24 protein-coding genes are annotated in these 24,344 nt (G+C 68.1%); 12 read left to right on the top strand and 12 right to left on the bottom strand.

All coding sequences use genetic code 11. The features are described 5' to 3' along the window. Positions 1 to 3: 3 nt before the first annotated feature. On the top strand, positions 4 to 1,668 hold the full coding sequence (locus tag KBC94_RS15140; protein WP_294371596.1) for a tannase/feruloyl esterase family alpha/beta hydrolase: 1,665 nt from the start codon (positions 4 to 6) through the stop codon (positions 1,666 to 1,668). Between the two features lie 89 nt (positions 1,669 to 1,757). On the opposite strand, the gene otnI is transcribed toward KBC94_RS15140, so the two are convergent. The 8 genes from otnI to KBC94_RS15100 all read right to left on the bottom strand — a co-directional run bounded on the left by otnI (position 1,758) and on the right by KBC94_RS15100 (position 9,311). Continuing rightward, positions 1,758 to 2,561: a 2-oxo-tetronate isomerase gene (gene otnI / locus KBC94_RS15135; protein ID WP_294371594.1), complete on the bottom strand. Its 804-nt coding sequence runs from the start codon at positions 2,559 to 2,561 to the stop codon at positions 1,758 to 1,760. Between the two features lie 35 nt (positions 2,562 to 2,596). Then, on the bottom strand, positions 2,597 to 3,265 hold the full coding sequence (locus tag KBC94_RS15130) for an aldolase (protein ID WP_294371592.1): 669 nt from the start codon (positions 3,263 to 3,265) through the stop codon (positions 2,597 to 2,599). Next, entirely contained in the window at positions 3,262 to 4,545 is a 1,284-nt protein-coding gene (otnK, locus tag KBC94_RS15125; protein WP_294371590.1) for a 3-oxo-tetronate kinase, read from the bottom strand. Before otnK ends, KBC94_RS15130 begins: the two co-directional genes overlap by 4 nt. 10 nt (positions 4,546 to 4,555) lie before the next feature. Then, entirely contained in the window at positions 4,556 to 5,569 is a 1,014-nt protein-coding gene (gene denD, locus KBC94_RS15120; RefSeq protein ID WP_294371588.1) for a D-erythronate dehydrogenase, read from the bottom strand. After that, a complete protein-coding gene (gene ltnD, locus KBC94_RS15115) occupies positions 5,566 to 6,483 on the bottom strand; it encodes an L-threonate dehydrogenase (protein ID WP_294371585.1) in 918 nt (305 codons plus the stop codon). The genes denD and ltnD overlap by 4 nt, the downstream gene beginning before the upstream one ends. 86 nt (positions 6,484 to 6,569) lie before the next feature. After that, positions 6,570 to 7,508 carry a PDR/VanB family oxidoreductase gene (locus KBC94_RS15110; RefSeq protein ID WP_294371582.1) on the bottom strand — a complete coding sequence of 313 codons (939 nt, stop codon included), beginning with the start codon at positions 7,506 to 7,508 and terminating at the stop codon, positions 6,570 to 6,572. Then, positions 7,505 to 8,734 carry an aromatic ring-hydroxylating dioxygenase subunit alpha gene (locus tag KBC94_RS15105; RefSeq protein WP_294371579.1) on the bottom strand — a complete coding sequence of 410 codons (1,230 nt, stop codon included), beginning with the start codon at positions 8,732 to 8,734 and terminating at the stop codon, positions 7,505 to 7,507. Before KBC94_RS15105 ends, KBC94_RS15110 begins: the two co-directional genes overlap by 4 nt. 97 nt (positions 8,735 to 8,831) lie before the next feature. After that, the gene (locus KBC94_RS15100; protein WP_294371576.1) at positions 8,832 to 9,311 is read right to left on the bottom strand and encodes a MarR family transcriptional regulator; all 480 of its coding nucleotides are present in this window, start codon (positions 9,309 to 9,311) and stop codon (positions 8,832 to 8,834) included. Between the two features lie 245 nt (positions 9,312 to 9,556). On the opposite strand from KBC94_RS15100, the gene KBC94_RS15095 reads away from it, so the two are divergent. The 6 genes from KBC94_RS15095 to KBC94_RS15070 all read left to right on the top strand — a co-directional run bounded on the left by KBC94_RS15095 (position 9,557) and on the right by KBC94_RS15070 (position 15,386). Continuing rightward, positions 9,557 to 10,522, top strand: a complete 966-nt coding sequence (locus KBC94_RS15095) for a tripartite tricarboxylate transporter substrate binding protein (RefSeq protein ID WP_294371573.1) — start codon at positions 9,557 to 9,559, stop codon at positions 10,520 to 10,522. A gap of 156 nt (positions 10,523 to 10,678) precedes the next feature. Then, on the top strand, positions 10,679 to 11,872 hold the full coding sequence (locus tag KBC94_RS15090) for a Rieske 2Fe-2S domain-containing protein (protein WP_294371570.1): 1,194 nt from the start codon (positions 10,679 to 10,681) through the stop codon (positions 11,870 to 11,872). Between the two features lie 44 nt (positions 11,873 to 11,916). Continuing rightward, positions 11,917 to 12,981 carry a tripartite tricarboxylate transporter substrate binding protein gene (locus tag KBC94_RS15085; RefSeq protein ID WP_294371567.1) on the top strand — a complete coding sequence of 355 codons (1,065 nt, stop codon included), beginning with the start codon at positions 11,917 to 11,919 and terminating at the stop codon, positions 12,979 to 12,981. Then, entirely contained in the window at positions 12,978 to 13,484 is a 507-nt protein-coding gene (locus tag KBC94_RS15080; protein ID WP_277849204.1) for a hemerythrin family protein, read from the top strand. Before KBC94_RS15085 ends, KBC94_RS15080 begins: the two co-directional genes overlap by 4 nt. Before the next feature lie 49 nt (positions 13,485 to 13,533). Beyond that, on the top strand, positions 13,534 to 14,484 hold the full coding sequence (locus tag KBC94_RS15075) for a 3-hydroxyacyl-CoA dehydrogenase (protein ID WP_277849203.1): 951 nt from the start codon (positions 13,534 to 13,536) through the stop codon (positions 14,482 to 14,484). Between the two features lie 41 nt (positions 14,485 to 14,525). Continuing rightward, entirely contained in the window at positions 14,526 to 15,386 is an 861-nt protein-coding gene (locus KBC94_RS15070) for an alpha/beta hydrolase-fold protein (RefSeq protein WP_277849202.1), read from the top strand. Between the two features lie 357 nt (positions 15,387 to 15,743). Here the strand turns inward: KBC94_RS15070 and KBC94_RS15065 are convergent, their stop codons facing one another. The 4 genes from KBC94_RS15065 to KBC94_RS15050 form a co-directional block, all read right to left on the bottom strand. Beyond that, a complete protein-coding gene (locus KBC94_RS15065) occupies positions 15,744 to 16,505 on the bottom strand; it encodes an IclR family transcriptional regulator C-terminal domain-containing protein (protein WP_277849201.1) in 762 nt (253 codons plus the stop codon). Positions 16,506 to 16,606: 101 nt separating this feature from the next. Then, the gene (locus KBC94_RS15060) at positions 16,607 to 18,424 is read right to left on the bottom strand and encodes a mono(2-hydroxyethyl) terephthalate hydrolase (RefSeq protein WP_294371556.1); all 1,818 of its coding nucleotides are present in this window, start codon (positions 18,422 to 18,424) and stop codon (positions 16,607 to 16,609) included. Positions 18,425 to 18,553: 129 nt separating this feature from the next. After that, complete coding sequence (locus KBC94_RS15055) at positions 18,554 to 19,141, bottom strand: IclR family transcriptional regulator C-terminal domain-containing protein (protein ID WP_231638278.1); 588 nt, start codon at positions 19,139 to 19,141, stop codon at positions 18,554 to 18,556. Then, entirely contained in the window at positions 19,089 to 19,382 is a 294-nt protein-coding gene (locus KBC94_RS15050; RefSeq protein ID WP_294371542.1) for a helix-turn-helix domain-containing protein, read from the bottom strand. The genes KBC94_RS15055 and KBC94_RS15050 overlap by 53 nt, the downstream gene beginning before the upstream one ends. 129 nt (positions 19,383 to 19,511) lie before the next feature. Between KBC94_RS15050 and KBC94_RS15045 the strand changes: the two genes are divergently transcribed. From KBC94_RS15045 to KBC94_RS15025, 5 genes are read left to right on the top strand one after another with little or no spacing between them, the layout of a single operon-like run. Continuing rightward, entirely contained in the window at positions 19,512 to 20,480 is a 969-nt protein-coding gene (locus tag KBC94_RS15045) for a tripartite tricarboxylate transporter substrate binding protein (protein ID WP_294371540.1), read from the top strand. A gap of 7 nt (positions 20,481 to 20,487) precedes the next feature. Continuing rightward, complete coding sequence (locus tag KBC94_RS15040; RefSeq protein WP_294371537.1) at positions 20,488 to 21,732, top strand: aromatic ring-hydroxylating dioxygenase subunit alpha; 1,245 nt, start codon at positions 20,488 to 20,490, stop codon at positions 21,730 to 21,732. A 28-nt stretch (positions 21,733 to 21,760) separates the two neighbouring features. Further along, complete coding sequence (locus tag KBC94_RS15035; RefSeq protein WP_137947718.1) at positions 21,761 to 22,225, top strand: nuclear transport factor 2 family protein; 465 nt, start codon at positions 21,761 to 21,763, stop codon at positions 22,223 to 22,225. Between the two features lie 5 nt (positions 22,226 to 22,230). Then, the gene (locus KBC94_RS15030) at positions 22,231 to 23,202 is read left to right on the top strand and encodes a 4-hydroxythreonine-4-phosphate dehydrogenase PdxA (protein ID WP_294371526.1); all 972 of its coding nucleotides are present in this window, start codon (positions 22,231 to 22,233) and stop codon (positions 23,200 to 23,202) included. Beyond that, entirely contained in the window at positions 23,199 to 24,215 is a 1,017-nt protein-coding gene (locus KBC94_RS15025) for a 2Fe-2S iron-sulfur cluster-binding protein (protein WP_294371523.1), read from the top strand. The genes KBC94_RS15030 and KBC94_RS15025 overlap by 4 nt, the downstream gene beginning before the upstream one ends. Positions 24,216 to 24,344 lie beyond the last annotated feature (129 nt).

Here is a 24,344-nt window from a genome sequence, read left to right as displayed (position 1 = left end):
TCCATGAGGGTTCGATTTACAGCGAGAGGGCGACTGCTCGCCATTGCACTGGGCGCCGGCCTTGCCGCAGGATGCGGCGGAGGAGGGGGAGGCCCGAGCGTGCTCCCGATTCCACCCGTGGCCGGCGGTGGCAATGAAGGAGGCAATGGAGAGGGCGGCGACGGCGCCACGGGCGGCAACACGCCTCCTCCCGAGCCGCTGGCCTGCGCCGACCTCGCGTCTCGGTTCGAATCGGAACAGGACGCCGTGGTCATCGTCTCGGCCACCGACGTTGCGCAGGCGCAGGACTTGCCGGCGCACTGCGACGTTCGGGGAACCATCCGGGGCAATATCAAGTTTGCCGTGTTCATGCCAAAAGAATGGAATGGACGATTCCAGATGGTCGGCAACGGTGGCAAGGCGGGCTCGATCTCGTTCAGCGCGATGGAATCGGCATTGCGCCAGGGATACGCCACCTCGTCGACCGATACCGGACACGATGCATCCATCCGCTCGCAATCCGGCGCACGGTTTGGCTACGACGCGGAGTTCGGCCGAGACATGGAGATCGACTTTGGCTACCGGGCCGTGCACCTCACGGCGCTTGTCTCGAAGGAGATCGTCAACGCCCACTATCCCGAGAAGATCCAGTATTCGTACTGGAACGGGTGTTCGACCGGCGGGCGCCAAGGGCTCATGGAGGCGCAGCGATTCCCGGAGGACTTCGACGGCTATGCCGTGGGCGCGCCGGTCTACAACTACACGCGCCAACAGATGTCGGCGCCGGCGCTGCTGCAGCACCTGTACAAGAGCGGGATTGCGGGCGGCTCCGTCATCTCGCCGGCCAAACGGGACCTGATCGGGAACATCGTCTACAACGGCAACGGAGGGAACTACCCAGGGTGCGACGCGCTGGACGGCGTGAAGGATGGCCAGATCAGAAATCCTCTGCGTTGCAACTTCGACCCACTCGTGCACGTACCGATGTGCGGTCCCTCGGGCGGGGCGGACTGCCTCACCGCGGAAGAGCAGGCGGCGCTGGTCGGGGTGTACAAGGGGCGGCCGGACGTGAGCGTGCTGGCGCTGCCGGTGGGTTCCGAGAACACGCAAGGGGGGTGGCCCGACTGGCTCATCACCAACGGCACAAGAACCCCGCAACTGCACACGGTCATGGCGGATGCCTTCCAATACCTCCTGTTTGAACCGGATCGGCCGGACTTCGACTACCTGACGCAGTTCGACTGGAGCGCGGATCCCCATCGGATGGAAACGGCCAAGCAGACGTACAACGCCACCAATCCGGACTTGCGCAGGTTTGCGGAAGCGGGCAAGAAGATCATCATGTATCACGGATGGACCGATCCAGGCGTCAATCCCATGGGCACGCTGGAATACAGGGCGAACGTCGAGTCGGTGTTCGGCAGCCCCGCCGCGGTAGAGCGGTTCATGAAGCTGTACATGGTTCCCGGCATGGGCCACTGCAGCGGCGGACCGGGCCATGGCAGCGTCGACTGGGTGGCGCCGCTCAAGGATTGGGTGGAGCATGGCAAGGAGCCGCAGGCCATCGTCGGTTCCAAGCCGGGCACGCAAAGCACGCGGCCGCATTGTCCCTATCCGCAGGAGGCCGCCTACGACGGGCAGGGGAATGTCGATGACGCACAAAGCTACTCATGCGCTACGCCGGGGTGAGGCCCGCGCTGCGGCCTGACGAAGGCGCCAGCCACTCTTCCTGAGCTGTGCCGGTCACTCGGGATGCTCAGGCGGCGCGATCCCCAGGATCAGCGCCGCATCCAGCCCAGCCCGTCGCTGGTGCCGCCGGGCACCGCGCCGCGCGCCGGCCGGTACTCGCAGCCGACCCAGCCCTGCCAGCCGCACTGCGCGGCCACCTCGTCGATCACGTCGAACAGATAGGGGTAGTGCAGCTCGCCCACGTCGGGCTCGTGCCGCCCCGGCACGCCGGCGATCTGGAAGTGGCCGACGCGACCCGTCGTCAGGTACTGCCGGATCTTGGTCGCCACGTCGCCCTCGACGATCTGGCAGTGGTACAGGTCCATCTGGACCTTCAGGTTGGGCGCGCCGACGGCCTGCACGATGGCGTGCGCCTCGTCCTGGCGGTTGAGGAAGAAGCCGGGGATGTCGCGCGTGTTGATCGGCTCGATCAGCACCTCGCGGCCGGCCTGCGCGGCCATCTCGGCGGCGCGGCGTAGGTTGTCGATGTACAGCGGGCGCAGTTCGTCGCGCGTGCGGCCCTCGGGCACCAGGCCGGCCATCAGGTGGATGCGCGGGCAATCGAGCGCCTGGGCATAGTCCAGCGCCTTGGCCACCGCGTCGCGGAAATCGGTTTCGCGGCCCGGCAGGCAGGCCAGGCCGCGCTCGCCGGCGGCCCAGTCGCCGGGCGGGGTGTTGAAGAGCACCTGCTCGAGGCCGTGGTCGCGCAGCCGCGCGGCGAGGTCGGCGGGCGCATGCTCGTAGGGGAAGAGGTACTCCACCGCCTCGAAGCCGTCGGCCGCGGCGGCGGCGAAGCGGTCGAGGAAGGGCAGCTCGGTGTAGAGCATCGAGAGGTTGGCGGCGAAGCGGGGCATGGCGGCGTGTCGCGGGAAGAAAAGAGCAAAGGGCGCTACCAGCGCGCCCCGAAGACCGTGCGCAGCTCGGCGATCCTGGCTTCGTCGAGCACCGCGCAGCGGCGGCCGGAGAGCAGCCACAGCTTGGCGGTCTCTTCCAGCTCCTCCAGTACGGTCATGGCCGCGGCAGGCGTGTCATGCCACACGTTGGGGCCCAGGCGCTCCAGCATCACCGCCCTCAGCGGCGCACCTGCCGCGCCGTAGCGCTCGATGGCTTGTGCCACCGCCTCGGCCGCATCGGGTGCGCCGGGGCGACGATAGGGAATTAGCGGTACGTGCCCGACCTTCATCACGAAGTAGGGCGTGATTGGCGGCAGCAGCTCGTTGCCTTCGGGCTGCAGGCTCAACGCCACGCAGTGTGTGCTGTGAGTATGGATGACGCAGGCGATGTTGGCTTCGTAGGCGCGCGCGGCGGCATAGATGCGCGTGTGCAGCGCGATGGTCTTGCTCGCGCGGTCGCCGTCGAGTTGCCGGCCCTGTGCGTCCAGTCGCGCCAGGCGCGCCGGGTCCAGGAAGCCCAGGCAGGCATCGGTGGGGGTGATGAGGAAGCCGGCGTCGCCGGGCAGGCGCACGCTGATGTTGCCCGCGCTGGCATGCGCGTAGCCGCGCTGGAACAGGCTCGCGCCGATGCGGCAGATCTCCTCGCGCGCGTGTGCCTCGTTCATGGCAGTGCCTCGAAGGCGCGGGTGAAGAAGTCATCGCCGCCGAAGTTGCCGGACTTCAGGGCGACATGCAGGCCGCCGTCCGCGGCGGCCCCGCTGCGGGCATGGCACCAGGGCACGCCGGGATCGATCTGCGGACCGATCTGCAGCTGGGCGATGCCCAGCGCCTGCACGCAGGCGCCCGCCGTTTCGCCGCCGGCCACCACCAGTTGGCGCACGCCGCGCTCGACCAGGCCGCGTGCGACCGCCGCGATCGTGCGCTCCACCATGGCGCCGGCCTCTTCCACGCCGAGCCGTTCCTGCACCGCCTTCGTGACGTTCGCTTCGGCCGTGGAATAGACCAGCACGGGCCCTTGTGCCATGCGCGACGCGGCCCATGCGAGCGCCTCGGCCGCCACGTCCACGCCGGCGGCGATGCGAAGCGGGTCGATCGGCAGCGCCGCGCCGCCGCGGCGCACGAAGTCCGCCACCTGCCGGTTGGTGGCCAGCGAGCAGCTGCCCGAGACCACCGCGCGCAGTCCGCCGGCCGGTGGCAGCGCACTGGCGCGGGCCGAAGGCGCAAGACCGAAGTTGGCCGGCAGGGCGATGGCCAGCCCCGAGCCCGCCGTCACCAGCGGCAGCGCAGCCAGCGCGGGGCCGGTGCGCAGCAGATCATCATTCGACAGCGCGTCGACGATGGCGATGCCCACGCCCTCCGACTGCAGCTGCGCGATGCGCGCCGCGACCGCATCGGCGCCGCGCGCCACCACCGCGTGGTCGATCAGACCGACCTTGCGTGTGCATTGGGCCTGCAGCACGCGCACCAGGCTGGAATCGGTCATCGGCGTGAGCGGATGGTTCTGCATTCCGCTCTCGTTGAGCAGCACGTCCCCGACGAACAGGTAGCCCTTGAAAATCGTGCGCCCGTTGTCCGGGAAGGCCGGCGTGGCGACCGTGAAGCCACAGTCCAGCGCATCCATCAGCGCCTCGGCGACGGGGCCGATGTTGCCGTGCGGCGTGCTGTCGAAGGTGGAGCAGTACTTGAAGTAGATCCGCGGCGCGACCCCGCCGCGACCCTGGCCCTGCAGCCAGCGCAGCGCAGCGAGCGACTGCGCGACGGCCTCGGGTGCCGGGATGGTGCGCGACTTGAGTGCCACCACGACGGCATCCACCTCGGCGTCCAGCGGGGCTTCCGGCACGCCGATCGTCTGCACCACGCGCATGCCGGCGCGCACCAGATTGTTGGCCAGGTCGGTCGCCCCGGTGAAATCGTCGGCAATGCAGCCGAGAAGCAGGTTGGCCATGGTCTTGTCGTCAGCCTTTCAGCGGCAGCTTCACCGCTTGCGGATTCTCCTGCACGTACTGGCGCAGGACGGTGTCGAAGTCCGGGTCGGCGGCCAGTCCCAGGCTCGCGGCACGCCGGGCGTGGATGCGGCTGGGCCAGCCCGTGACGATCCTTGCCACGCCGGGGTCGGGCGACCAGTCGATCAACGCGGTCGCCTGCGCTCCGGCGATGCGCTCCAGCGCCTGGGCCATCTCCCGCACCGTGGTGGTCAACGCCGGCAGGTTGACCGCCGTGCGCGCGCCCCACTCGGCCGCGCCGGCAGTGGCCGCGCGCAGGATGCCTGCCACCGTGTTGCCGGGCGATGCCAGCGCGACGGCCGTGTCGGGAGGCACCGGGCAGCGCGCCCGCTCACCGGCCAGCGGCTCGCGCAGCATGCCGGACAGGAAGCTGGAAGCCGCCCCGTTGGGCCGGCCGGGCCGTACGCTCACCGTCATCAGCCGCACGCTGCGGCCCTGCACGAAGCCCTTGCGCGTGTAGTCGGCCACCAGCTGCTCGCCGACGAACTTCTGGATGCCGTAGCTGTTCTGCGGCGTCGGTAGCGTGCGGTCGTCCACCACTGCGGGCAGTGGCTGTTCCGGCGAATCGCCGAACACGGCCACCGAACTGGAGAAGACGAACACGGGTGCATGGCCGGCGCGGCGGCAGCCTTCGAGCAGGGCGCGCGTGGTGTCGAGGTTGCTGCGCATGCCGAGATCGAAGTCGGCCTCGCATTCGCCGCTGACGGCGGCCGCGAGGTGGAACACGAGCTGGACCTCGGCCAGCGGCAGCGCGCCGGACGCGGCCTGGTCGAGCAGATCGCCCTGGAGGACGCGGATGCGCGCGTCGGCCTGCAGGTCGGCCGGCGGTGGCGCGCGGTCGGCCAGCAGGATGTGTTCGACGGGCTGTGCAGGTGCGCCGGCCAGCGGCAGGCTGGCCTGTTGCAGGAGGGTCCGTGCGAGGCGGGCGCCCAGGAAGCCGCAGCCGCCGGTGATGAGGACGTTCATGACGAGGCGTCGGTGAGGGTAGGGCGGGCAGCCGGCAGGTCGATGCCGGGGAAGATCTTGATCACGGCGCTGTCGTCCTCGCGGGCGAAGCCGGCGCTGGAGGCCTGCATGAACATCTGGTGCGCCGTCGACGACAGGGGCAGCGGGAACTTGCTGGCCCGCGCCATGTCGAGCACCAGCCCCAGGTCCTTGACGAAGATGTCCACCGCCGACAGCGGCGTGTAGTCGCCGGCGAGCACGTGGGCCATGCGGTTCTCGAACATCCAGCTGTTGCCGGCGCTGTGGGTGATGACCTCGTACAGCGCGGCCGCATCGACGCCCTCGCGCAAGCCCAGTGCCATGGCCTCGGCCGCCGCGGCGATGTGCACGCCGGCCAGGAGCTGATTGATGATCTTGACCTTGCTGCCGGCGCCGGCCCGGTCGCCCAGACGGTACACCTTGGCGGCCATGGCGTCGAGCACACCGCCGGCTTTCTCGTAAGCGGCCGGCGCGCCGGCCGTCATCATCGTCATCTGACCACTGGCCGCCCTGGCCGCACCGCCCGAGATGGGTGCGTCGAGGTAGAGGATGCCGTGCTCGGCCAGCCTCGCTTCCAGAGCCGTCGACCAGGAAGGATCGACCGTTGAGCACATCACGAACACGCTGCCGGGCGACATCGCTGCGGCAGCGCCGTGCTTGCCGAACAACACGGCTTCCGTCTGCTCGGCATTGACCACCACCGAGACCAGCACGTCGCAGCCGGCCGCCGTTTCGGCCGGTGTGGCGCAGGCGAGGCCGCCTTCGGCGGCGAAGTCCTGCGCGCGCCCCGGCTGCGCGTCGCACACGCGCAATTCGTGGCCCTGCCTGCGCAATGTGGTGGCGATACCGGCGCCCATGGCGCCAAGTCCGATCAGGCCGATGGTGGGTTGAAGCATGGGATGTCTCCGGTGGTTGACGCAAGGCGCCGCACGATGCCGAAGGAGCACGGCGCCCTTCAAGCCCGCAACGGCCGGCTGCTTTGCTACAGGTCGAGCACCAGCTCGGGGGAGCAGGCGCGCGAGCAGCAGATCATCATGGTCTTGTTGGAGGCTTTCTCCGCCTCCGTCAGTACGTCGTCCCGGTGGTCGGGGCTGCCCTGCAGGACCTTGACTTCGCACGAGCCGCAGATGCCCTGTTGGCAGGAGTAGGGCGCATCGACTCCGGCGGCCAGCAGCGCGTCGACGATCGTCTGGTCTGCGGCCACCGGCAGCACCTGGCCGCTGCGCGCCAGTCGAACGACGAACTCCTGCCCTCCGGCGGTGGGTTCGGCCCCGAACCTCTCGAAGTGCACCTGCTCGGGCGGCAGCGATGTGGTGGCCGCCAGGAAGGCATCGAGCATCGACGCCGGCCCGCAGCAGTAGAAGTGGGTGCCGGCCGGTTGCTGCATGACGATGTCCTCGATGGAAAGCCGGCATCCCGCCGTCGAGGAGGCGTGGAGGCGGATCCGGTCGCCCAGGTCCTGCAGTGCGCGCTTGAAGGCGGCATCCTCGGGGGCCCGCACCGCATAGTGCAGCGTCCAGTCGAGTCCGCGGGCCGCCAGGAGGCGCGCCATGGGAAGCAGCGCTGTGATGCCGATACCGCCCGCGATCAGCACAGTACGGCCGTTGGCCGCGACGAGCGGAAAGTTGTCCCGCGGAGCGCCGATGCGCAGCAGGCTGCCGATGCGCAACGAGTCGGTCATGAACGCGGACCCGCCTCGGCTGGCCGGCTTGCGCTTGACGGCGACCTGATAGCTGTCTGCCGTGGCTGACGCGACCGAATACTGGCGCACGAGCCCGTTGGGAAGATGCACGTCCACATGCGCGCCGGGCGGGCAAGAGGGCAGTTCGCCCGAAGTCGATTGCAGCTCGCAGGAAACCACGCCAGGCGCCTCCTCGCGCAGCGCCACGACCCTTACGTCGAACAAGCGCTCGCCGCTCATTCGAAGAAGTTTCCCGCCTTGACCGAGACCATTGCGCCGTCCTGGCCCGCGCCCTCGGGGGTGCCACCCTCCTGGACCACGCGGATCTGGCGGGCCAGCATCCGGCGCAGCATCACCAGGCCCTTGTCGCTGGTGGCGAGATGCTCGTCGCTGTGTGCGGGGATGCTCCCCTGGGTGGATTGCGCCTCGTAGTCGCCCGGGAAGCGCTTGTGCTCGTCTTCCGTCATCTCCCACCAGGTCTTGCCTTCGAAGACCGCCATGCGCGAGCGCCGTGAATAGAGTGGGTCTTCGCTCTTGAGCACCCGCGCCACACCGAAGGTGCGGTGGTGATGGCTGTCCACCGGCACCAGCCAGGCCACCTCGCGGCCCTGGCCGGGCGCCAGCTCGATGGACGGGACGATGCGCACGTTGGGAAGCAGTGTCTGCGTGATCCGCGTCAGGGTGCCTTCCTTGGTCTGGCGCACTGACCGGTACATGACACCGTGGTCGCACTGCTCCCATTCCACGGCGGGCATGGCCGCCATCTGCTCGCGGAACTGCACGCCGCTGAAGCGCGAATGCAGGATGACCACGTGGAAGGGATCCATCACATTCTCGAAGTTCTGGAGCCAGCTGTACGGGGCCACAGGCTTGTCCTGGGAGACGCCTCCGCCGATGTAGAAGCTCTTGTCCTCCTGCTGCAGTTCCTCGTCCGCCCCCAGGTCCTCGAGCACGTCGTACTGCGGCAGGGGGGGCATCGCGTCAAGCGGCCCCATATAGGCGAAGACGAGGCCATAGCGTTCCTGCACCGGATACCAAGGCTGGCGGCACTTGTCGCGGTGCTGCCCCCCGCCGGGCTCGCAGGGCTGCTCCACGCAACTGCCGTCGACCGCAAAGAGCCAGCCGTGGTAGCAGCAGCGGATGCCTTCGTTCTCGACCTTGCCGTAGTACAGCGAGGTGCCGCGATGAGCGCAGTGCTCGTGCAGCAGGCCAGCTTTCCCCTGGCCGTCCCTGAACAAGATCAGGTTCTCGCCCAGGATGCGCACCCGCGCGGGGTCCGTCGTGACCTTGGACGAAACGCCCACGGGATGCCAATAGCGCCGCATGAACTCGCCGCAGGGCGTGCCGGGCTCGACCTGTGTCAGGAAGTCATCGGACCGGCCAGGCGGCTTGCCGTAGCCGCCGCCCTGCTGGCGTTTGCCGACAAAGCGGATGGGCTGCGTGGTGGAAGTATCTTGCTCGTTCATCGGGTTGTCTCGCGGGAGTTGGCAAGGCTCGAACGTGAGCCCTATTAATTGCATTATGCAAGTAATATCAACCCGTCGCAAGACGCTGCCGGCCGGTCTACTCGGCGCGGGTGGGCTCGGACACGCCCGCGCTCAGCGCCTGCACTTGCGCATCGATGCGGTCCAGCATGCTCTCGAGCAGCCGGATCTCCTGCGCAGTGAGGCCTGCGCGGACGAATTTCTCGTTGGCGATTGCGCCTTGCTCGATTTCCTCGTAGAGCGCGCGCCCGGCGCTGGTCAATTCCAGGCGGGCGCGCCGTCTGTCCGAAGGGTCGGGTGTACGCGTGATTAGGCCGCGCTTGACCAGCAGGTCGATGGCGCGGACGACGCGGAACGGGTCGGACGATGTCCGCTCCCCCAATTCGCCCGCCGAAAGAGGGCCGAAGCGCGCGATGACGGCCAGCGAACGCCATGCAGGCATGGGCAGGTCATGGGCGGCCACGTAGCGGGCGGCCATCACGGTGCCGATGCGGGACGCAATCAGACCGAATCGGTAGGAGATCCAGTGTTCGAGGGCGAACTTCTTCTTGGTGGCCATGGATGCGAGAGGTCTGCGGCAGGGGCTGCTGCGTCCCGAGCATAGCCGTCATGCCCACTTCTCCTTGATTTGCAACCTTTCGATCCTAGGGAAATCGCCTAGCCGAAGGAGGTCTCCCTTTGTCGGTGGCCCTTGTGAGGCGAAATAAATACTTGCATAATGCAATCGTTACATCGTCGATCCATGGGTCTGGATGTACGTGCAGATGAGAACGCACTGGCCGCCACGGGCCAAGGAGACACACGATGAAAAACAGGATGCGCTTGGCGCTGCCGCTGCTTCCGCTGGCCATGACCTCGCCGGTCCACGCGCAGGACGACTGGCCCAGCCGGCCGGTCCGGCTCGTCATCCCGTTCCCGCCGGGTGGCTCGACCGATGCGCAGGGGCGGCTGTTGGCGCAAAAGCTTTCCGAGGTATGGGGCCAGCCGGTGGTCGTCGACAACCGGCCGGGTGCCGGCGCCGTGCTGGCGACCAACGTGGTCGCCAAGGCCCCGCCGGATGGCTACACGCTAGGCATCGCCGTGTCGTCCCATGCGATCAATCCGACGCTGAGGTCGAACCTGCCCTACGACACGCTGAAGGATCTCCAGCCGGTGTCGGAGGTGGGTGTGCAGCACATCATCCTGGATGCCAACCCGTCGCTGCCGGCGGGCAATCTCGCGGAGTTGCTGGAGCTCGCCCGGCGGCAGCCCGGGCGTCTGAGCTATGCGAGCCCGGGAAGCGGCACCGCGCACCACCTGGTGATGGAGCTTCTGAAGGTCAAGGCGGGCGTGAACATCGTCCACGTGCCGTACCGCGGGGGCGCGCCGGCACAACAGGACGTGATGGGCGGGCAGGTGCCGCTGCTGATGGACACCTACTACGCCAGCGCCGGCCTCATCAAGGCTGGGAAGCTCAAGCCCATCGCCCTGTTCAGTCCCTCGCGCCCGGCCAGCGTGCCCGACATCCCGGTGGTCGCCGAGACTGTTCCTGGCGTGTCGGCCCAGAGCAGCGTCGGCGTGATTGCGCCGGCGGGCACGCCGGCGGCCATCGTGCAGAAGATCAGTGCGGACATCGCACGCGCGGCGCACACGCCGGAATTTGCGCACAAGCTGCTCGAAATGGGATTGGATCCCGTCGGCTCCAGCCCCCAGGAATACGACCAGCGCATCCGTGCCGACATCTTGAAGTGGGCCCCTGTCATCCAGGCGTCTGGGGCCAAGGCCGACTGATGTCTGTGGTGCGTCCGGCTTCTTCAGATCCATCTTCGCGAAACCCAATAGCTACTTCATACCGCCATGCTGAGCAAAGAAAACAATGACGTCCTGACCCGCACCGGCCAGGGGACACCGATGGGCAAGCTGATGCGCTCCTTCTGGACGCCGGCCATGCTCGAGCGCGAGATCCCCGCCGCGGACGAACCGCCGGTTCGCCTCGCCCTTCTGGGCGAGTCGCTGGTGGTGTTCCGCGACACCGAGGGCCGCATCGGCGTGCTGGACGAGCATTGCCCGCACCGAGGCGCCAGCCTCTTCTTCGGCCGCAACGAGGCGGGGGGCGTACGCTGCGTCTATCACGGCTGGAAGTTCTCGGTGGAGGGCAAGTGCCTCGACATGCCCACCGAGCCCGCAGGCAGTCCGATGTGCTCGAAAGTCCGGGCGACGGCCTACCCAGCGCGCTTGGCCGGCGGCGTGCTGTGGGTGTACATGGGCGAGGGCGACGCGCCGCCGCTGCCCGACTTCGAGTGGCTGGGCCTGCCGGACGATCACATCTATGCCTCGCGTTGGGAGCAGGACTGCAACTATGCCCAGGCGATGGAGGGCGAACTGGACAGCGCGCACGTGGGCTTCCTGCACAGCCTCGTCAACAAGACCGAAGGTGATGCCCAAGCGTTGACCGGGCAATACTTCCACGACGACAAGGCACCGGTCTGGAAGATCCTGCCGACGCCGGCCGGCTTCATGGCCTGCAACGGACGCAGGACCGCCGAGGGGCAGCGTTACTGGCGCCTGAACCAGTTCCTGATGCCGTTCTACACCATGATCCCCCCGCATCCGGACGACGCCCATCTGGTGCGCATGTGGGTGCCCATGACGGACGAGCGCTGCTGGGTGATCTGCGTGACGTTTCGCCCGGACCGCAGGCTGGGCGATAAGGAACTGGCGGCATGGTGCAACGGCGACGTCGCGCACCGCAAGGTCGTGCCAGGCACCACGCGCCCGACGGAACGCCTGGACAACAACTACCTGATCGATCGCCAGTTGCAGAAGACCGTGTCGTTCACGGGCATCGCAGGGGTGCGCGCCCAGGACGCGATGGTGTGCGAGACGGCAGGTGCGATCGTGGATCGCACGCGTGAGAACCTCGGCAGCAGCGACCGCGCCGTGGTCGCCATGCGCAGGACGCTGATCGATGCGGCCCTCGCATGCGAAGACCGCGGCACGCGGCCGGAGGCCTCGCTCATGCCGCATCTCTATCGCGTTCGGGCCACGCAGACCGTCCTGCCGGAGGATCTCGATCCCGACAAGGCCGAGGCGCTCATGAGCACGGCCCGCCCCATGGAAGCCCCTGCCGTTCAGGCGTAAGGGCCTGTCCGATCCCAGACCAACGTCCGTCAAGGAGACACCGTATGATCCCGACCATCGCCGGGCTGGCGCGCCGCGCCCGCTTCGCCCTCCAACTGCCGAAGTTCGGCAGCCAGGTCCTACCCGCGCTGCTGGCATCAGCGCTTCTGGCTGCGGCTGCGCAGCGCGCCGCGGCGGCCGAACCGGCGTTTCCTCAGGGACCGATCAGCATCATCGTTCCCTTCGCCGCCGGTGGCAGCCTCGATGCGACCGCCCGCGTGCTGGGCAAGAAGGTCAATGAGCTCCTGGGGCAGCCGGTGGTGATCGTCAACCGCCCGGGTGCCGGCAGCGCCGTCGGAGCGCGCGCCGCAGCCACGGCCAAGCCGGACGGCTACACGCTGTTCATCGCCTCCGGCTCGGCGTTCGGCTTCGTCCATCTGCTCGTTCGTAACCACGAGTTCAGCCTGAAGGACTACGCGCCCATCGCGGGCCTGGGCATCTACACCTCCCTGTTCGCCGTCAGCGACAAGACCCCGGCCAAGACATTGCCCGAACTCGTGGCATTGGCGAACAGCAGGCCTGGAGGACTGAGCATCTGCTCCACGGGCGCCAACGGCATCAACCACCTTCAACTGGAGATGTTCAGGTTCGCCTTCCAGAAGAACCATCCCGGCCAGAAGCTGAACATCACGCATGTTCCCTACAACGGAGTGGCACCGGCGCTGACCGCGATCAAGGCCGGCGATGTCGACGCCTGCGTCTTGCCCTACAGCTCGCTGGTCAAGCAGATGGATGGTGCAGGGCTGCGGGTGATCGCCGTGCAGCGGCCCACGCGGCTGCCGCTCTTGCCCAGCGCTGGAACGACGGGCGAGCAGGGTTACCCGGAGCTCGACGGAAACGAACAGCTGGTGACGATCTCCGCGCCGGCAGGAACTCCCGCACCCGTATTGCAGCGCCTCGAAGCCGCCTTCCGGGATGCGATGAACGATCCGGCCATCATGAAGAGTCTCAACGATCTGGAGGTGCAGCCCAGGTTCGTCGGCTCGGTCGAAGCGCGCAAGTGGCTTGAAGGTGATGTGAAGAAGCTCAGCGGCGTGATGCGGGAGGCAGGCCTTGGGACCAACCCGTGAGCAAGGAAGCCCTTTCGGTTGCGGCGCTGGCTGTTCAACGACCAATCCCGAGTTCGCTCGCCTGGGATGAAAGGTTCGTGCTCGGAGAAGAGAGCATGGACTTGATGCATCGCGAGTTCGTTCGGTGCGTCGATGCGCTGCTGTCGTCGGACACTGGGGCGCTGGATGCCGCCCTGGCCGCTTTCGAGCGCCATGTGCGCTCGCACTTTGCTGAGGAGGAAGAGACGATGCGCGTCTCGCGGTACGACTCGGCACGCTGCCACGTCGAAGAGCATGCTGCCGTGTTGGAAAGCCTGCGCGAAGTCAAGATTGCGTTTGGCCAGGGGCGCGCCGATGTGGTTCGTGCCTTCGCGATTGCGCTGGCCGACTGGTTTCCAGGCCACACGCGCGTGATGGACCAAGGGCTTGCCACTTGGCTTGCCCGACAGCGCTGGGGCGGGGCGCCGGTCCTCATCTCGAAGCTCGGACTGCGTGCAGGCGCCCCAATTCAGGGCTACGCATGAACTGGGGCAGGGAGCGCGAAATTCTTTGAACCTTGTGATGAATATGCCCATGATAGATCCCAAGAACTTCGGAACCGTTGCCTGCATCGGTGTGGGCCTGGTCGGTTGCGCGTGGGCCGTGGTTTTCGCCCGGGCCGGATTCGCTGTCAACATCCATGACGCCGATGCCGCCGTCCTGGAGGCAGCGCCAGGCCGGATACGGCTGCAGTTGGACGCGCTGTCCGACCAGGGGCTGGTCGACGAACCCCCGTCCGTCGTCGCCGGAAGAGTCCGGGTTGTGGCCTCGCTGGAGGAGGCGGTGCGCAATGCCGTCTACGTCCAGGAGTCAATTCTGGAGAAGGCGGATCTGAAGCGCGCTTTGCTTGAGCAACTCGAGCCGTTGGACGACGGCAGGCGGATCATCGGTAGTTCTACCTCGGGAATCCCGGCCTCCGCGTTTGCATCTGGGCTGCGCATCAGCGACCGCGTCCTCGTGGTGCACCCGGTCAATCCGCCGTCGTTGATCCCGCTGGTCGAGCTGGTTCCCTCGCCCGATACCGGTGCGGATGCTCTGAATTTCGCCCGCGAGCTGATGCTGGCATGCGACCAGAGTCCGATCACGGTGAGACGCGAGATCGATGGCTTCGTCCTCAATCGCCTCCAGGCCGTGCTGCTCAGGGAGGCCTGGGCACTGGTCAAGGATGGGATCGCCTCGGTGGAGGACATCGACAAGACCGTACGCGACGGGTTGGGATGGCGCTGGTCCTTCATGGGACCGTTCGAGACCATCGACCTCAATGCGGTGGGCGGCGTCGCCGACTATGCCCGGCGATTGGGGCCGCTCTACCAGCGCATCGCCGCGTCGAGGGACCATTCGGACAGCTGGGATGCCGAATTGATCGCCGAGGTCGAGGCACAGCGCCGGAAGCTGCTGCCCCAGGCGCAACTGCGGGAAAGGTCTCACTGGCGCGACCTGCGCCTCATGGCGTTCGCGCTGCACGCAAGGTCCGGGCGGGAATAGGCGGAGAAGCCGCCGGCATTTCGGCGTGGAAAGGAAAGGCTATGGAACTCGACAGAAGAAACATGCTTCGGGCATGGGCGATCGGCGTTGGCTTGTCGGCGTTGTCCGGGGTCGTGGCGGCTCAGCCCGTCGCCCCGCCTGCATCGCCGCGGCCGCAGCCTTTGCCCCCCGATCCGCGGGTCGGGCAGCGGACCTACCGTTTCGGTCCCACCGGGGAGGACTTGCCCTACGCGGTGTTCGTTTCCAGCAAGGTCAGGAAAGACAAGCCGGCGCCTTTGATCATCGCGCTGCATGGACTGAACGGGAACCACAACACCCTCATGCGCGGCGCGCTGCTCGACCTGGCCGAGAAGGGCGGCTATGTCGTGGTTGCGCCCATGGGATACAACCCGCGGGGCTGGTATGGCATCCCCGGCGAGTACAGCCCCCGCGCAGGCCTTGGCCGCACCCCCGATCCTGCAGCGGCCCACGATCCCCCGAACCTGAGGGCGTTGAGTGAGCAGGACGTCATGAACGTGCTGGCCCTGGCGAAGCAGGAGTTCCGGACGGACCCGGCGCGCACGTTCCTAGTCGGTCATTCCATGGGAGGCGCCGGCGCGCTCTACCTCGCATCCAAATATCCCAAGCAGTGGAACGCCGTTGCGGCCATCGCGCCGGCGACCCGACGAATGGTCCCCCGGATGCAGGAAGTTCTCTCCAAGATCACCGTGCCTGTGATGATCACGCAGGGCGTGGTCGATCAAGCGGTTCCCGTCGACATGACTAGGACGTGGATTGATGCCATGGAAGAGCGAAAGATGATCTTTCGCTACGAGGAGATTCAGGACGCGGATCACCGCACGGTCATCGACAGAAGCATGCTTGGCGTTTTCGCCTTCCTCGAGAGGCCCGACAAGCCTTGACGCCGAGAGTGCGACTGGACGCAAGATGGCGCCGAGGGATTCGCGTACAGCCCTGGCTGGAAATCGAGGCGACGCACTGTCGGCGACGCCGGGGTTTGTCTTAGCAGAAGAGTGGGTTGCCATGACGCAGTCGTTGCTGCCCAAGGACGTGCCTGAAGGATGAACCCAAGGAGACTGACCAGACTCCGCACGTGGTCCTCGACATCATCCCATGTCAGTTTGAGGGCTGGACGGGGTTGGATTTTCGTGGTTTCTGAAGGAGCTTGAAGCAGTCCAACCCCGGTAGTCTTCGCGTACAGCCAGTGTCTCTGAGTTGAGCGCGGGCGTAGTGCACAGGGTGTAGCAGGCCGTTCCCCTTCACTCGGGATAAAGCCGCTCGCCCAACGTAGTGCCGGCCTTGCGCAGGGCGGCCAGGAAGGCCTCGCGGAACTCGGCGAAGCTCATGCGCTCGGCGCGCACCGCGATGCTCATGGCACCCACCAGCGAGCCGCTGCGGTCGTGCACCGGCACGGCCATGGAGCGCACGCCCAGTTCCAGCTCGCCGTCGCTGCCGGCGAAGCCCTGCTCGCGGCAGCGCGCGATCAGCTCCAGCACGGGGCGCACCTCGTACACCGTGCGCGGCGTCAGCGGCTGGCGCGGCATGGCGCGCACGCGGCGCTCGGCCTCGCCCGGCGGCAGGCTGGCCAGCAGCACGCGGCCGATGGCCGAGCAGTAGGCCGGCAGGCGCGAGCCGATGCCCAGCCCGATGCTCAGGCTGCGCCGCGCCGTGGAGCGAGCGATGATGATCGCGTCGTCGTCCAGCAGCTTGCCCAGCGAGGCCGACTCGCGGGTGCGCTCCGACAGCGCATCCAGCAGCGGCTGCGCCAGCGTGGGCGTCGCGCGCGAGGCGAGGTAGGCGTGCGCGATCAGCAGCGCCTTGGGCAGCATCCAGAAGCGCTTGCCGTCGCTGTCGAGGTAGCCAAGAGCCTGCAGCGTGAGCAGCGAGCGCCGCGCCGAGGCCGGCGTGCTGCCGGTCAGGCGCGCCGCCTCCGAGACTGTCAGTCGCGCGTGCTGCCGGCCGAAGCAGCTCAGCACCTGCAGACCCTTGTCGAGCGAAGTCACGAAGTTTTTGTCTGTCATCGCGTCTTGACCTGCTTCCAGGACCCGATCGTCAAGTACGCAGCATGAAAACTTCACCTTGCCGGAGCAATCGTGCAAGGCGCCACGCTACGTGGCCCCTTTCAGGGCGGCGCCGCGCAGGCGAAGTTCGCTTCGGTGTTGATGTCTCCACTACCCTTGTAGCGGGCGATTTGGGGATACGGGCAAAGTGGCCGCGTGCGTGCCGCCACCCCGAAGTACCCTGGCGTGCCCGACCAGGCGGAGATCTGATCCGGCGCCTCGCCGCGCTCGACCCAGGCGACCAAGGGCGTCAGCATGTCGAACCGGTCGGTCCCGGGACCGCCGCTGCAATGATTCATACCCGGCACCAGAAAAAGGCGCGCGAATCCAGCAGCACCTGGCATCGCTGCGCCAAGTCTCTCGTAATAGTCGGCCGTGTCCAGGGCTGAGAACGCGGCGTCGGACATGCCGTGGTACAGGATCATCTTGCCGCCGCGATCGCGGAAGGCAGCAAGGTCAGTAGAAGTTGCACCGTGCCAGTCCATGCTGGATTGGGTGAACTGTCCGCTGGTCGCCCAAATCTTCAACGGATCGATGTCGAAATCGAATTTCATCATCCGCGCGGCAACCTGCGTCAAGGGCATCGGTTCGGGCGGTGTGGCGAAATCGACCAGCCAGGAGCGCGCCGAGAAGCCGCTCACGCGCTGGGCGTTGTTGGCACTGCTGTTGAAGCTACCGAGCCACCACGAGCGCCACCCCTGGTTATAGGTCGTGCCACTCAGTCCGCTCATGCCAGCGTCCCAAGCCCATCTGTTGTACAACGGCGTTCCCGCCGAATTCACGGGCCCCGCCATCGCGCGCTTGATCGCAGTGACCTGGACGGGGCTCAGGCAATCCGCAGTCTTGGCGCCAACGCACTGGAGCGCCTGGCCGTTTGCAGGATTGGCTGCCGTGGCGGGGTCAAAGGCTGCCTGGCATGCCCGGTAATTGTCAACGATGCCATCCGCAAGGCCGTCGAGGGCGTCACATGTGCCCAGGATTGCCTGTGAAAGAAGGTGCAGGTCGGCGTCAGAGAAAGACTTATTGATAAGCGGCACGCCTTGTGCATCCAAGCCGACAGCGGCGGGCGCAAGGGACTGTGTGGTCCACGCACCGCTGATCCCGGCCTTCGGCAACTGGTAGCCTGGTGCACCGGCAACGATGCCGTCGTAGTGGGAAGGGAAGCGCTGCGAGAGCATCATGCCCTCGCGGCCGCCCTCCGAACAGCCGATGAAATAGGACTTGTCGGCAGCGCGTCCGTAGAACCTGGCCACCGCGGCCTTGCCTGCCTGCGTGACCTGATCGTACGAGTTGTAGCCCATGTCGAGACGGGCCTGCGGATCCAATCCGAAGGCAACGGTGCCGAGCGCGTCGGGATTGTCGTTCACTGCGTTGTCGTGACCTCCATCCGTTGCGATGGTGGCGAAATTGCGAGACAGCGCGCTTGCGATCTGTCCCCCACCAATGCTGCCGGTAGCCGCGGACAGCGAGCCGTTGGTTCCGCCGCCGCCTTCCATGAAGAAACGACCGTTCCATTCTGCGGGCATCCGGAGGCGGAATTTGATTTCGTAGGGATAGCCGTCGATCCCGGTGCGCTTCGCGATGGTGCCGGACACCTCGCAGTGTTCGGGCAGCGCCGCCGCAGATGCGGTGGCGGGCGCGGCGTCACGCCAGGCAGCGACTTCCACGACCGTCGCGGCATTTGGCCACACCATGTCGCCATTTCCGTCCTTCAGAGCCTCGCATGCGGCGCGCGAAGCCAAGGGCACCGGGGGCGGCGGAGGCTCCTGCTGCGGCGGCTGCTGCTGCGGCAGCGGCAGCGGCAGCGGCGTGGATCCGCCGCCAACGCACGCGGCTAGGGCCACCGACGCCAGCAGCATCGTGATGACTGTTGTCTGCATCTTATGTCTCCTTCGACTGGTTCGCGGCATTGATTTGCAGCCGCGGGCGCGATGGTGTGACCGAAGGCTTGATGTAGCGTCAGGATATTTGCGCATCGCGAAAGAAACTTGGTCGTTCCAGGGTTTCCCCTACGACGCTTTGCATCGAAGTACCGAGATGCCCGCCGCAGCGGCTCCACTGCGCCCGGCCCGGGTGCGCACAATCCGCCGGCAAGCGGGTCGCCAGCGCATCGCGCGCACGACGCAGCGCCGGCAGCATGGTCGAACGGAATCCGCCATCGTCATACGGTCGGCCTGGACCGCGATGCTCATGGCGCCGACGGTATCGCCCGCACGGTCGAACACCGGGATGGCCATCGACCGCACGCCGAGTTCCAGTTCCTCATCGCTCTCCGACCAGCCCTGCTCGCGGCAGCGGGCCACCTCGGCCACGACGTCGTTGCTACGCCAGAGGGTGCGCGGTGTCAGTGCAGCGCGCTGCATCTGGTCGACACGTCTGCGTGCCTCCAGGGGCTCGAACGCGGCGAGCAACACCCCGCCGAGCGCCGAGCAATAGCTCGGAAGCCGCGATCCGATGGCCAGCCCCGTCGAAAGGCTGCGCCGGGCAATTGCGCGAGCGACGATCACCACATCGTCGCCCAGAAGCATGCCCAGGCTGGCCGACTCACGGGTGCGCTCGGAGAGAGCGACCAGCAGCGGCTGCGCAAGCTGCGGCATCGGGCGGGAACTGATAGGCGTGCGCGATCAGCAGCGCCTTGGGCAGCATCCAGAAGCGCTTGCCGTCGCTGTCGAGGTAGCCGAGCGCCTGCAGCGTGAGCAGCGAGCGCCGCGCCGAGGCCGGCGTGCTGCCGGTCAGGCGCGCCGCCTCCGAGACGGTGAGCCGCGCGTGCTGCCGGCCGAAGCAGCCCAGCACCTGCAGGCCCTTATCGAGCGAGCTCACGAAGTTCTTGTCTGCCATCGCATCTTGATCCTTCGCATGCCGGGGCGTCCATTTTTGCGCATGCCGCACATCCGGCTTGTGGCGAAAGGCATGCGGCCCGGACACTGGATCACCCCCGATGAACGTCAGACACGGAGACACAACAGGATGACAACCGCCCTCGCGCGGCGCCTCGGCGCCGCCTGCCTGACTGCGGCCTGCCTGCTCGGCAGCGCCACGGCACAGACCCCGCAAGCCCTCAAGATCATCGTGCCCTACCCCGCCGGCGGCACGGCCGACATCCTGCCGCGCGTGGTGGCCGAGAAGCTGCGCGCGCAGTTCCCCGCCGGCGTGCTGATCGACAACCGCACCGGCGCCGGCGGCAACATCGGCGCCGAGGCGGTATTCCGCGCCGAACCCGACGGCAACACCCTGCTGGCCTCGCCGCCCGGGCCGATCGCCATCAACCACCACCTGTACCGGAAGATGGCCTTCGACCCGTCGAAGTGGGAGCCGGTCACGGTGCTGGCGACGGTGCCCAACGTGCTGGTGGTCAACCCGCGGCTGCCGGTGAAGACCGTGCAGGAGTTCATCGCCTACGCCAAGGCCAACCCGGGCAAGGTGACCTACGGCTCGCAGGGCAACGGCACCACCTCGCACCTGACGGCCAGCCTGTTCATGCAGCTCACGGGCACGGAGATGGTCCACGTCCCCTACAAGGGCACGGCGCCGGCGCTGGTGGACCTGGTGGGCGGGCAGATCGACGTGTTCTTCGACAACATCAGCTCGTCGCTGCCCTTCCACCAGGCGGGCAAGCTGCGCATCCTGGGCGTGGCCGACGAGCAGCGCTCCGCAGCACTGCCCGAGGTGCCCACCTTCGCCGAGCAGGGGCTGCCGTCGATGAACGCCGTGACCTGGTTCGCGGTGGTGGCGCCGCCGGGCACCCCCGCGGCCAAGGTGGCCGCGCTCCAGAAGAGCTTTGCCGGCGCACTGACCCAGCCCGAGGTGCGGCAGAAGTTCGCCGAGCAGGGCGCCGAGCCGCGCGGCTGGGACCCGGCCCGCACCGGCCAGTTCATCCGCGCCGAGTCCGCCAAGTGGGACCGGGTCATCCGCAGCGCCAACGTCCGCCTCGACTGAGCAACCCATGCAAGACACGTCCACCCTTCAACCCGTCCGCTGGTCCGGCCCCGGGCTCACGCGCATCCCCTACGGCGTCTACCGCGACGCGCAGCTCGCCGCCGAGGAGCAGGCGCGCATCTTCCAGGGCGAGACCTGGAACTACCTGTGCCTGGAGGCCGAGCTGCCCGAGGCCGGCAGCTACCGCACCACCTTCGTCGGCGAGACGCCGGTGGTGGTGGTGCGCGACGCGGACGGCGAGGTCTACGCCTTCGAGAACCGCTGCGCCCACCGCGGCGCGCTGATCGCGCTGGAGAAGTCGGGCCGCGCCGAGAACTTCCAGTGCGTCTACCACGCCTGGAGCTACAACCGGCAGGGCGACCTGACCGGCGTGGCCTTCGAGAAAGGCGTCAAGGGCCAGGGCGGCATGCCGCCCGGCTTCTGCAAGGAGGCGCACGGCCCGCGCAAGCTGCGCGTGGCGGCCTTCTGCGGGCTGGTTTTCGGCAGCTTCAGCGACGAGGTGCCCGGCATCGAGGAGTACCTGGGCGAGGAGATCTGCGAACGCATCGAGCGCGTGCTGCACAAGCCGGTGGAGGTGATCGGGCGCTTCACGCAGGCGCTGCCCAACAACTGGAAGCTGTACGTGGAGAACGTGCGCGACAGCTACCACGCGAGCCTGCTGCACCTGTTCTTCACCACCTTCGAGCTCAATCGCCTGTCGCAAAAGGGCGGCGTCATCGTCGACGAGAGCGGCGGCAACCATGTGAGCTACTCCATGATCGACGCGCAGGCGGAGAAGGACGCCTCGTACCGCGACCAGGGCCTGCGCTCGGACGATGCGAACTACCGCCTGAAGGACCCTAGCCTGCTGGCCGGCTTCCAGGAATACGGGGACGGCGTGACGCTGCAGATCCTCTCGGTCTTCCCCGGCTTCGTGCTGCAGCAGATCCAAAACTGCCTGGCGGTGCGCCAGGTGCTGCCCAGGGGCGTGGAGCGCACCGAGCTGAACTGGACCTACCTCGGCTACGCCGACGACACGCCCGAGCAGCGCCGCGTGCGGCTCAAGCAGTCCAACCTGATCGGGCCGGCCGGCTTCATCTCGATGGAGGACGGCGCCGTCGGCGGCTTCGTGCAGCGCGGCATCGCCGGCGCGGGCACGCTGGAGGCGGTGGTGGAGATGGGCGGCGACGGCACCGCGTCGAGCGAGGGCCGCGCCACCGAGGCCTCGGTGCGCGGCTTCTGGAAGGCCTACCGGCAGCACATGGGCGCCTGAGCGCGCCTGCCCATCGAGAGAGCACACCATGATCGACCTTCTGGCGCTGTGCGCCTTCAACGCGGCCTATGCCGAAACCATCGACAGCGATGCGCTGGAGCGGTGGGCCGATTTCTTCACCGACGACTGCCACTACCGCATCACGCACACGGAGAATGAGCGCGAGGGCCTGCCGGCCGGCATCGTCTACGCCGATTCGCGCGCCATGCTGGAGGACCGCATCGCCGCGCTGCGCGAGGCCAACATCTACGAGCGCCAGCGCTACCGCCATCTGCTGGGCATCCCGGTGCTGGGCGCGCAGGACGACACGGGCGCCGAGGCTCGCACGCCCTTCATGGTGGCGCGCATCATGGCGACCGGAGAGACCCACCTGTTCGCCAGCGGCGTCTACCGCGATCGCGTGGTGCGGCAGGATGGCCGGCTGCGCCTGCGCTCGCGCGTCGCGGTGTGCGACAGCACGGTGACGGACACGCTGCTGGCCCTGCCGCTGTGAACGCCATGGCTGCGACCGTCGCGCCGCCCCGGCTGGCGCTGGCCGTGGGCGACCCCAACGGCATCGGGCCGGAGATCGCCCTCAAGGCCCTGGCGGCGCTGCCGTCCGATGCACGCGAGCGCATCACGCTGTACGGCCCCGCGGCCGTGCTGGAGCGCATGGCATCGCAGCTCGGGCTGGAGGCGCTACTGCGCGGGCAGCCCGCGGTGGACGCCGGCACGCTGCCCGCGCAGGCAGCCCGGCCCGGCCGCATCGACCCGGCGGCGGGCGCCTCGGCCGTCGCCTCAGCCAGCGCCGCCATCGAGGCCTGCCGGCGCGGCGAGGCCGACGCCGTGGTCGCCTGCCCGCACCACGAGACGGCGATCCATCAGGCCGGCATCGCCTTCAGCGGCTACCCCTCGCTGGTCGCGCGCGTGTGCGGCCAGCCGGAGGACAGCGTGTTCCTGATGCTCGTCGGCGGCGGCCTGCGCATCGTGCACGCCACGCTGCACGAGAGCGTGGCGCATGCGCTGGGCCGCCTGCGGCCCGCGCTGGTCGCGGCGGCGGCGCGCGCAGGCGTGCGGGCCTGCGCGCGGCTGGGCGTCGCCGATCCGCGCATCGGCGTCTTCGGCATCAACCCGCACGCCTCGGAAGGCGGGCTGTTCGGCCCCGAGGACGCGCAGCACGTCGAGCCGGCCGTGCAGGCGCTGCGCGCCGAGGGCCTGCGCGTGGACGGCCCGCTGGGCGCCGACCTGCTGCTGGCGCAGCGGCGGCACGACCTGTACGTCGCGATGCTGCACGACCAGGGCCACATCCCCGTCAAGCTGCTGGCGCCGAACGCGGCCAGCGCGCTGTCCATCGGCGCGCAGGCGCTGCTGTCCAGCGTCGGCCACGGCAGCGCGATGGACATCGCCGGCCTCGGCATCGCGGACCCCGGCGCTGTGCTGCGCACCATCGCGCTGCTGACGAGCGCCGGCGTGGAGGAAGGAACGGCATGAACCATCGCATCACCATCGAGGGCAGCGACGCCGCTTTCGACTGCGGCCCGGCGCAGAGCGTGCTCGACGCCGCGCTGCGCGCCGGCATCGAGCTGCCCTACTCCTGCCGCAAGGGCGTGTGCGGCAACTGCGCCGGCGCGGTGGCCGGGGGCGAGGTCGCCAACCTGGGCGGCCCGCTGCGCAACGAGAGCTGCGGGCCCGATCAAGTGCTCTTGTGCATGTGCGCGCCGCGCAGCGACCTGCGCATCCGCCCCGCCGCCTGGCACCGCGTCGACCCGGCCGCCCGCAAGCGCTTCACGGCGAAGGTGTTCCGCAACCAGCTGGCGGCGCCCGACGTCTCGGTGTTGCAGCTGCGCCTGCCGGCCGGGCAGCGGGCCCGCTTCCAGGCCGGCCAGTACCTGCAACTCGCGCTGCCCGACGGCAGCACCCGCTGCTATTCGATGGCGAACCCGCCGCACGAGAACGACACGCTGACCCTGCACGTGCGCCACGTGGCCGACGGCGCCTTCAGCGCGCGCGTGCCCAGCCTGGCGCCGGGCGACGCGATCGAGGTCGAGCTGCCCTTCGGCGCCGTCACGCTGGAGGCGGACGCGGACCGGCCGATCGTCTTCGTCGTGGGTGGCACCGGCTTCGCGCCAGCCAAATCCATCCTGGACGACATGGCGCGCCGGCGCGTGGCGCGGCCGATCACGCTGATCTGGGGCGCCCGCCGTGCCGAGGGCATCTACCTGCGCCCGGCGGTCGCGAAGTGGCAGCGCCAGTGGCCGCAGGACTTCCGCTTCATCGAGGCGCTCAGCGGAGAGACGCGCGAGGGCGCCTTCGCCGGCCGGGTCGATGCGGCGCTACGCGCGCACTGCCCCGACCTGTCGGGGCACGAGCTGTACTGCTGCGGCTCGCCGGCGATGGTGCAGTCGGTGCGCGAGGCGGCGGTGCAGGCGCTGGGCCTGCCGGCCGCGCGCTTCCATGCCGACGTGTTCGTCAGCGGGCCTGCGGCGGGCACCGTGCCGGCCTGAAGGTGGCCGGCTCCATAGAGAGATGCCGCAGGAGCGTTTCATGGTGTCTTCGGTCTCATTCGGCTACGAGGACAAATGGCATACAGCGAATTCCTTCAAGAAGGCTTGAGCCCTTTTTGCAATATGTGA

The organism is Pseudacidovorax sp. (assembly GCF_017991995.1).
Lineage (GTDB): Bacteria > Pseudomonadota > Gammaproteobacteria > Burkholderiales > Burkholderiaceae_C > Xenophilus.
The sequence above is the reverse complement of the archived record's forward strand: the minus strand, read 5'-3'. Positions and strand labels throughout refer to the sequence as shown.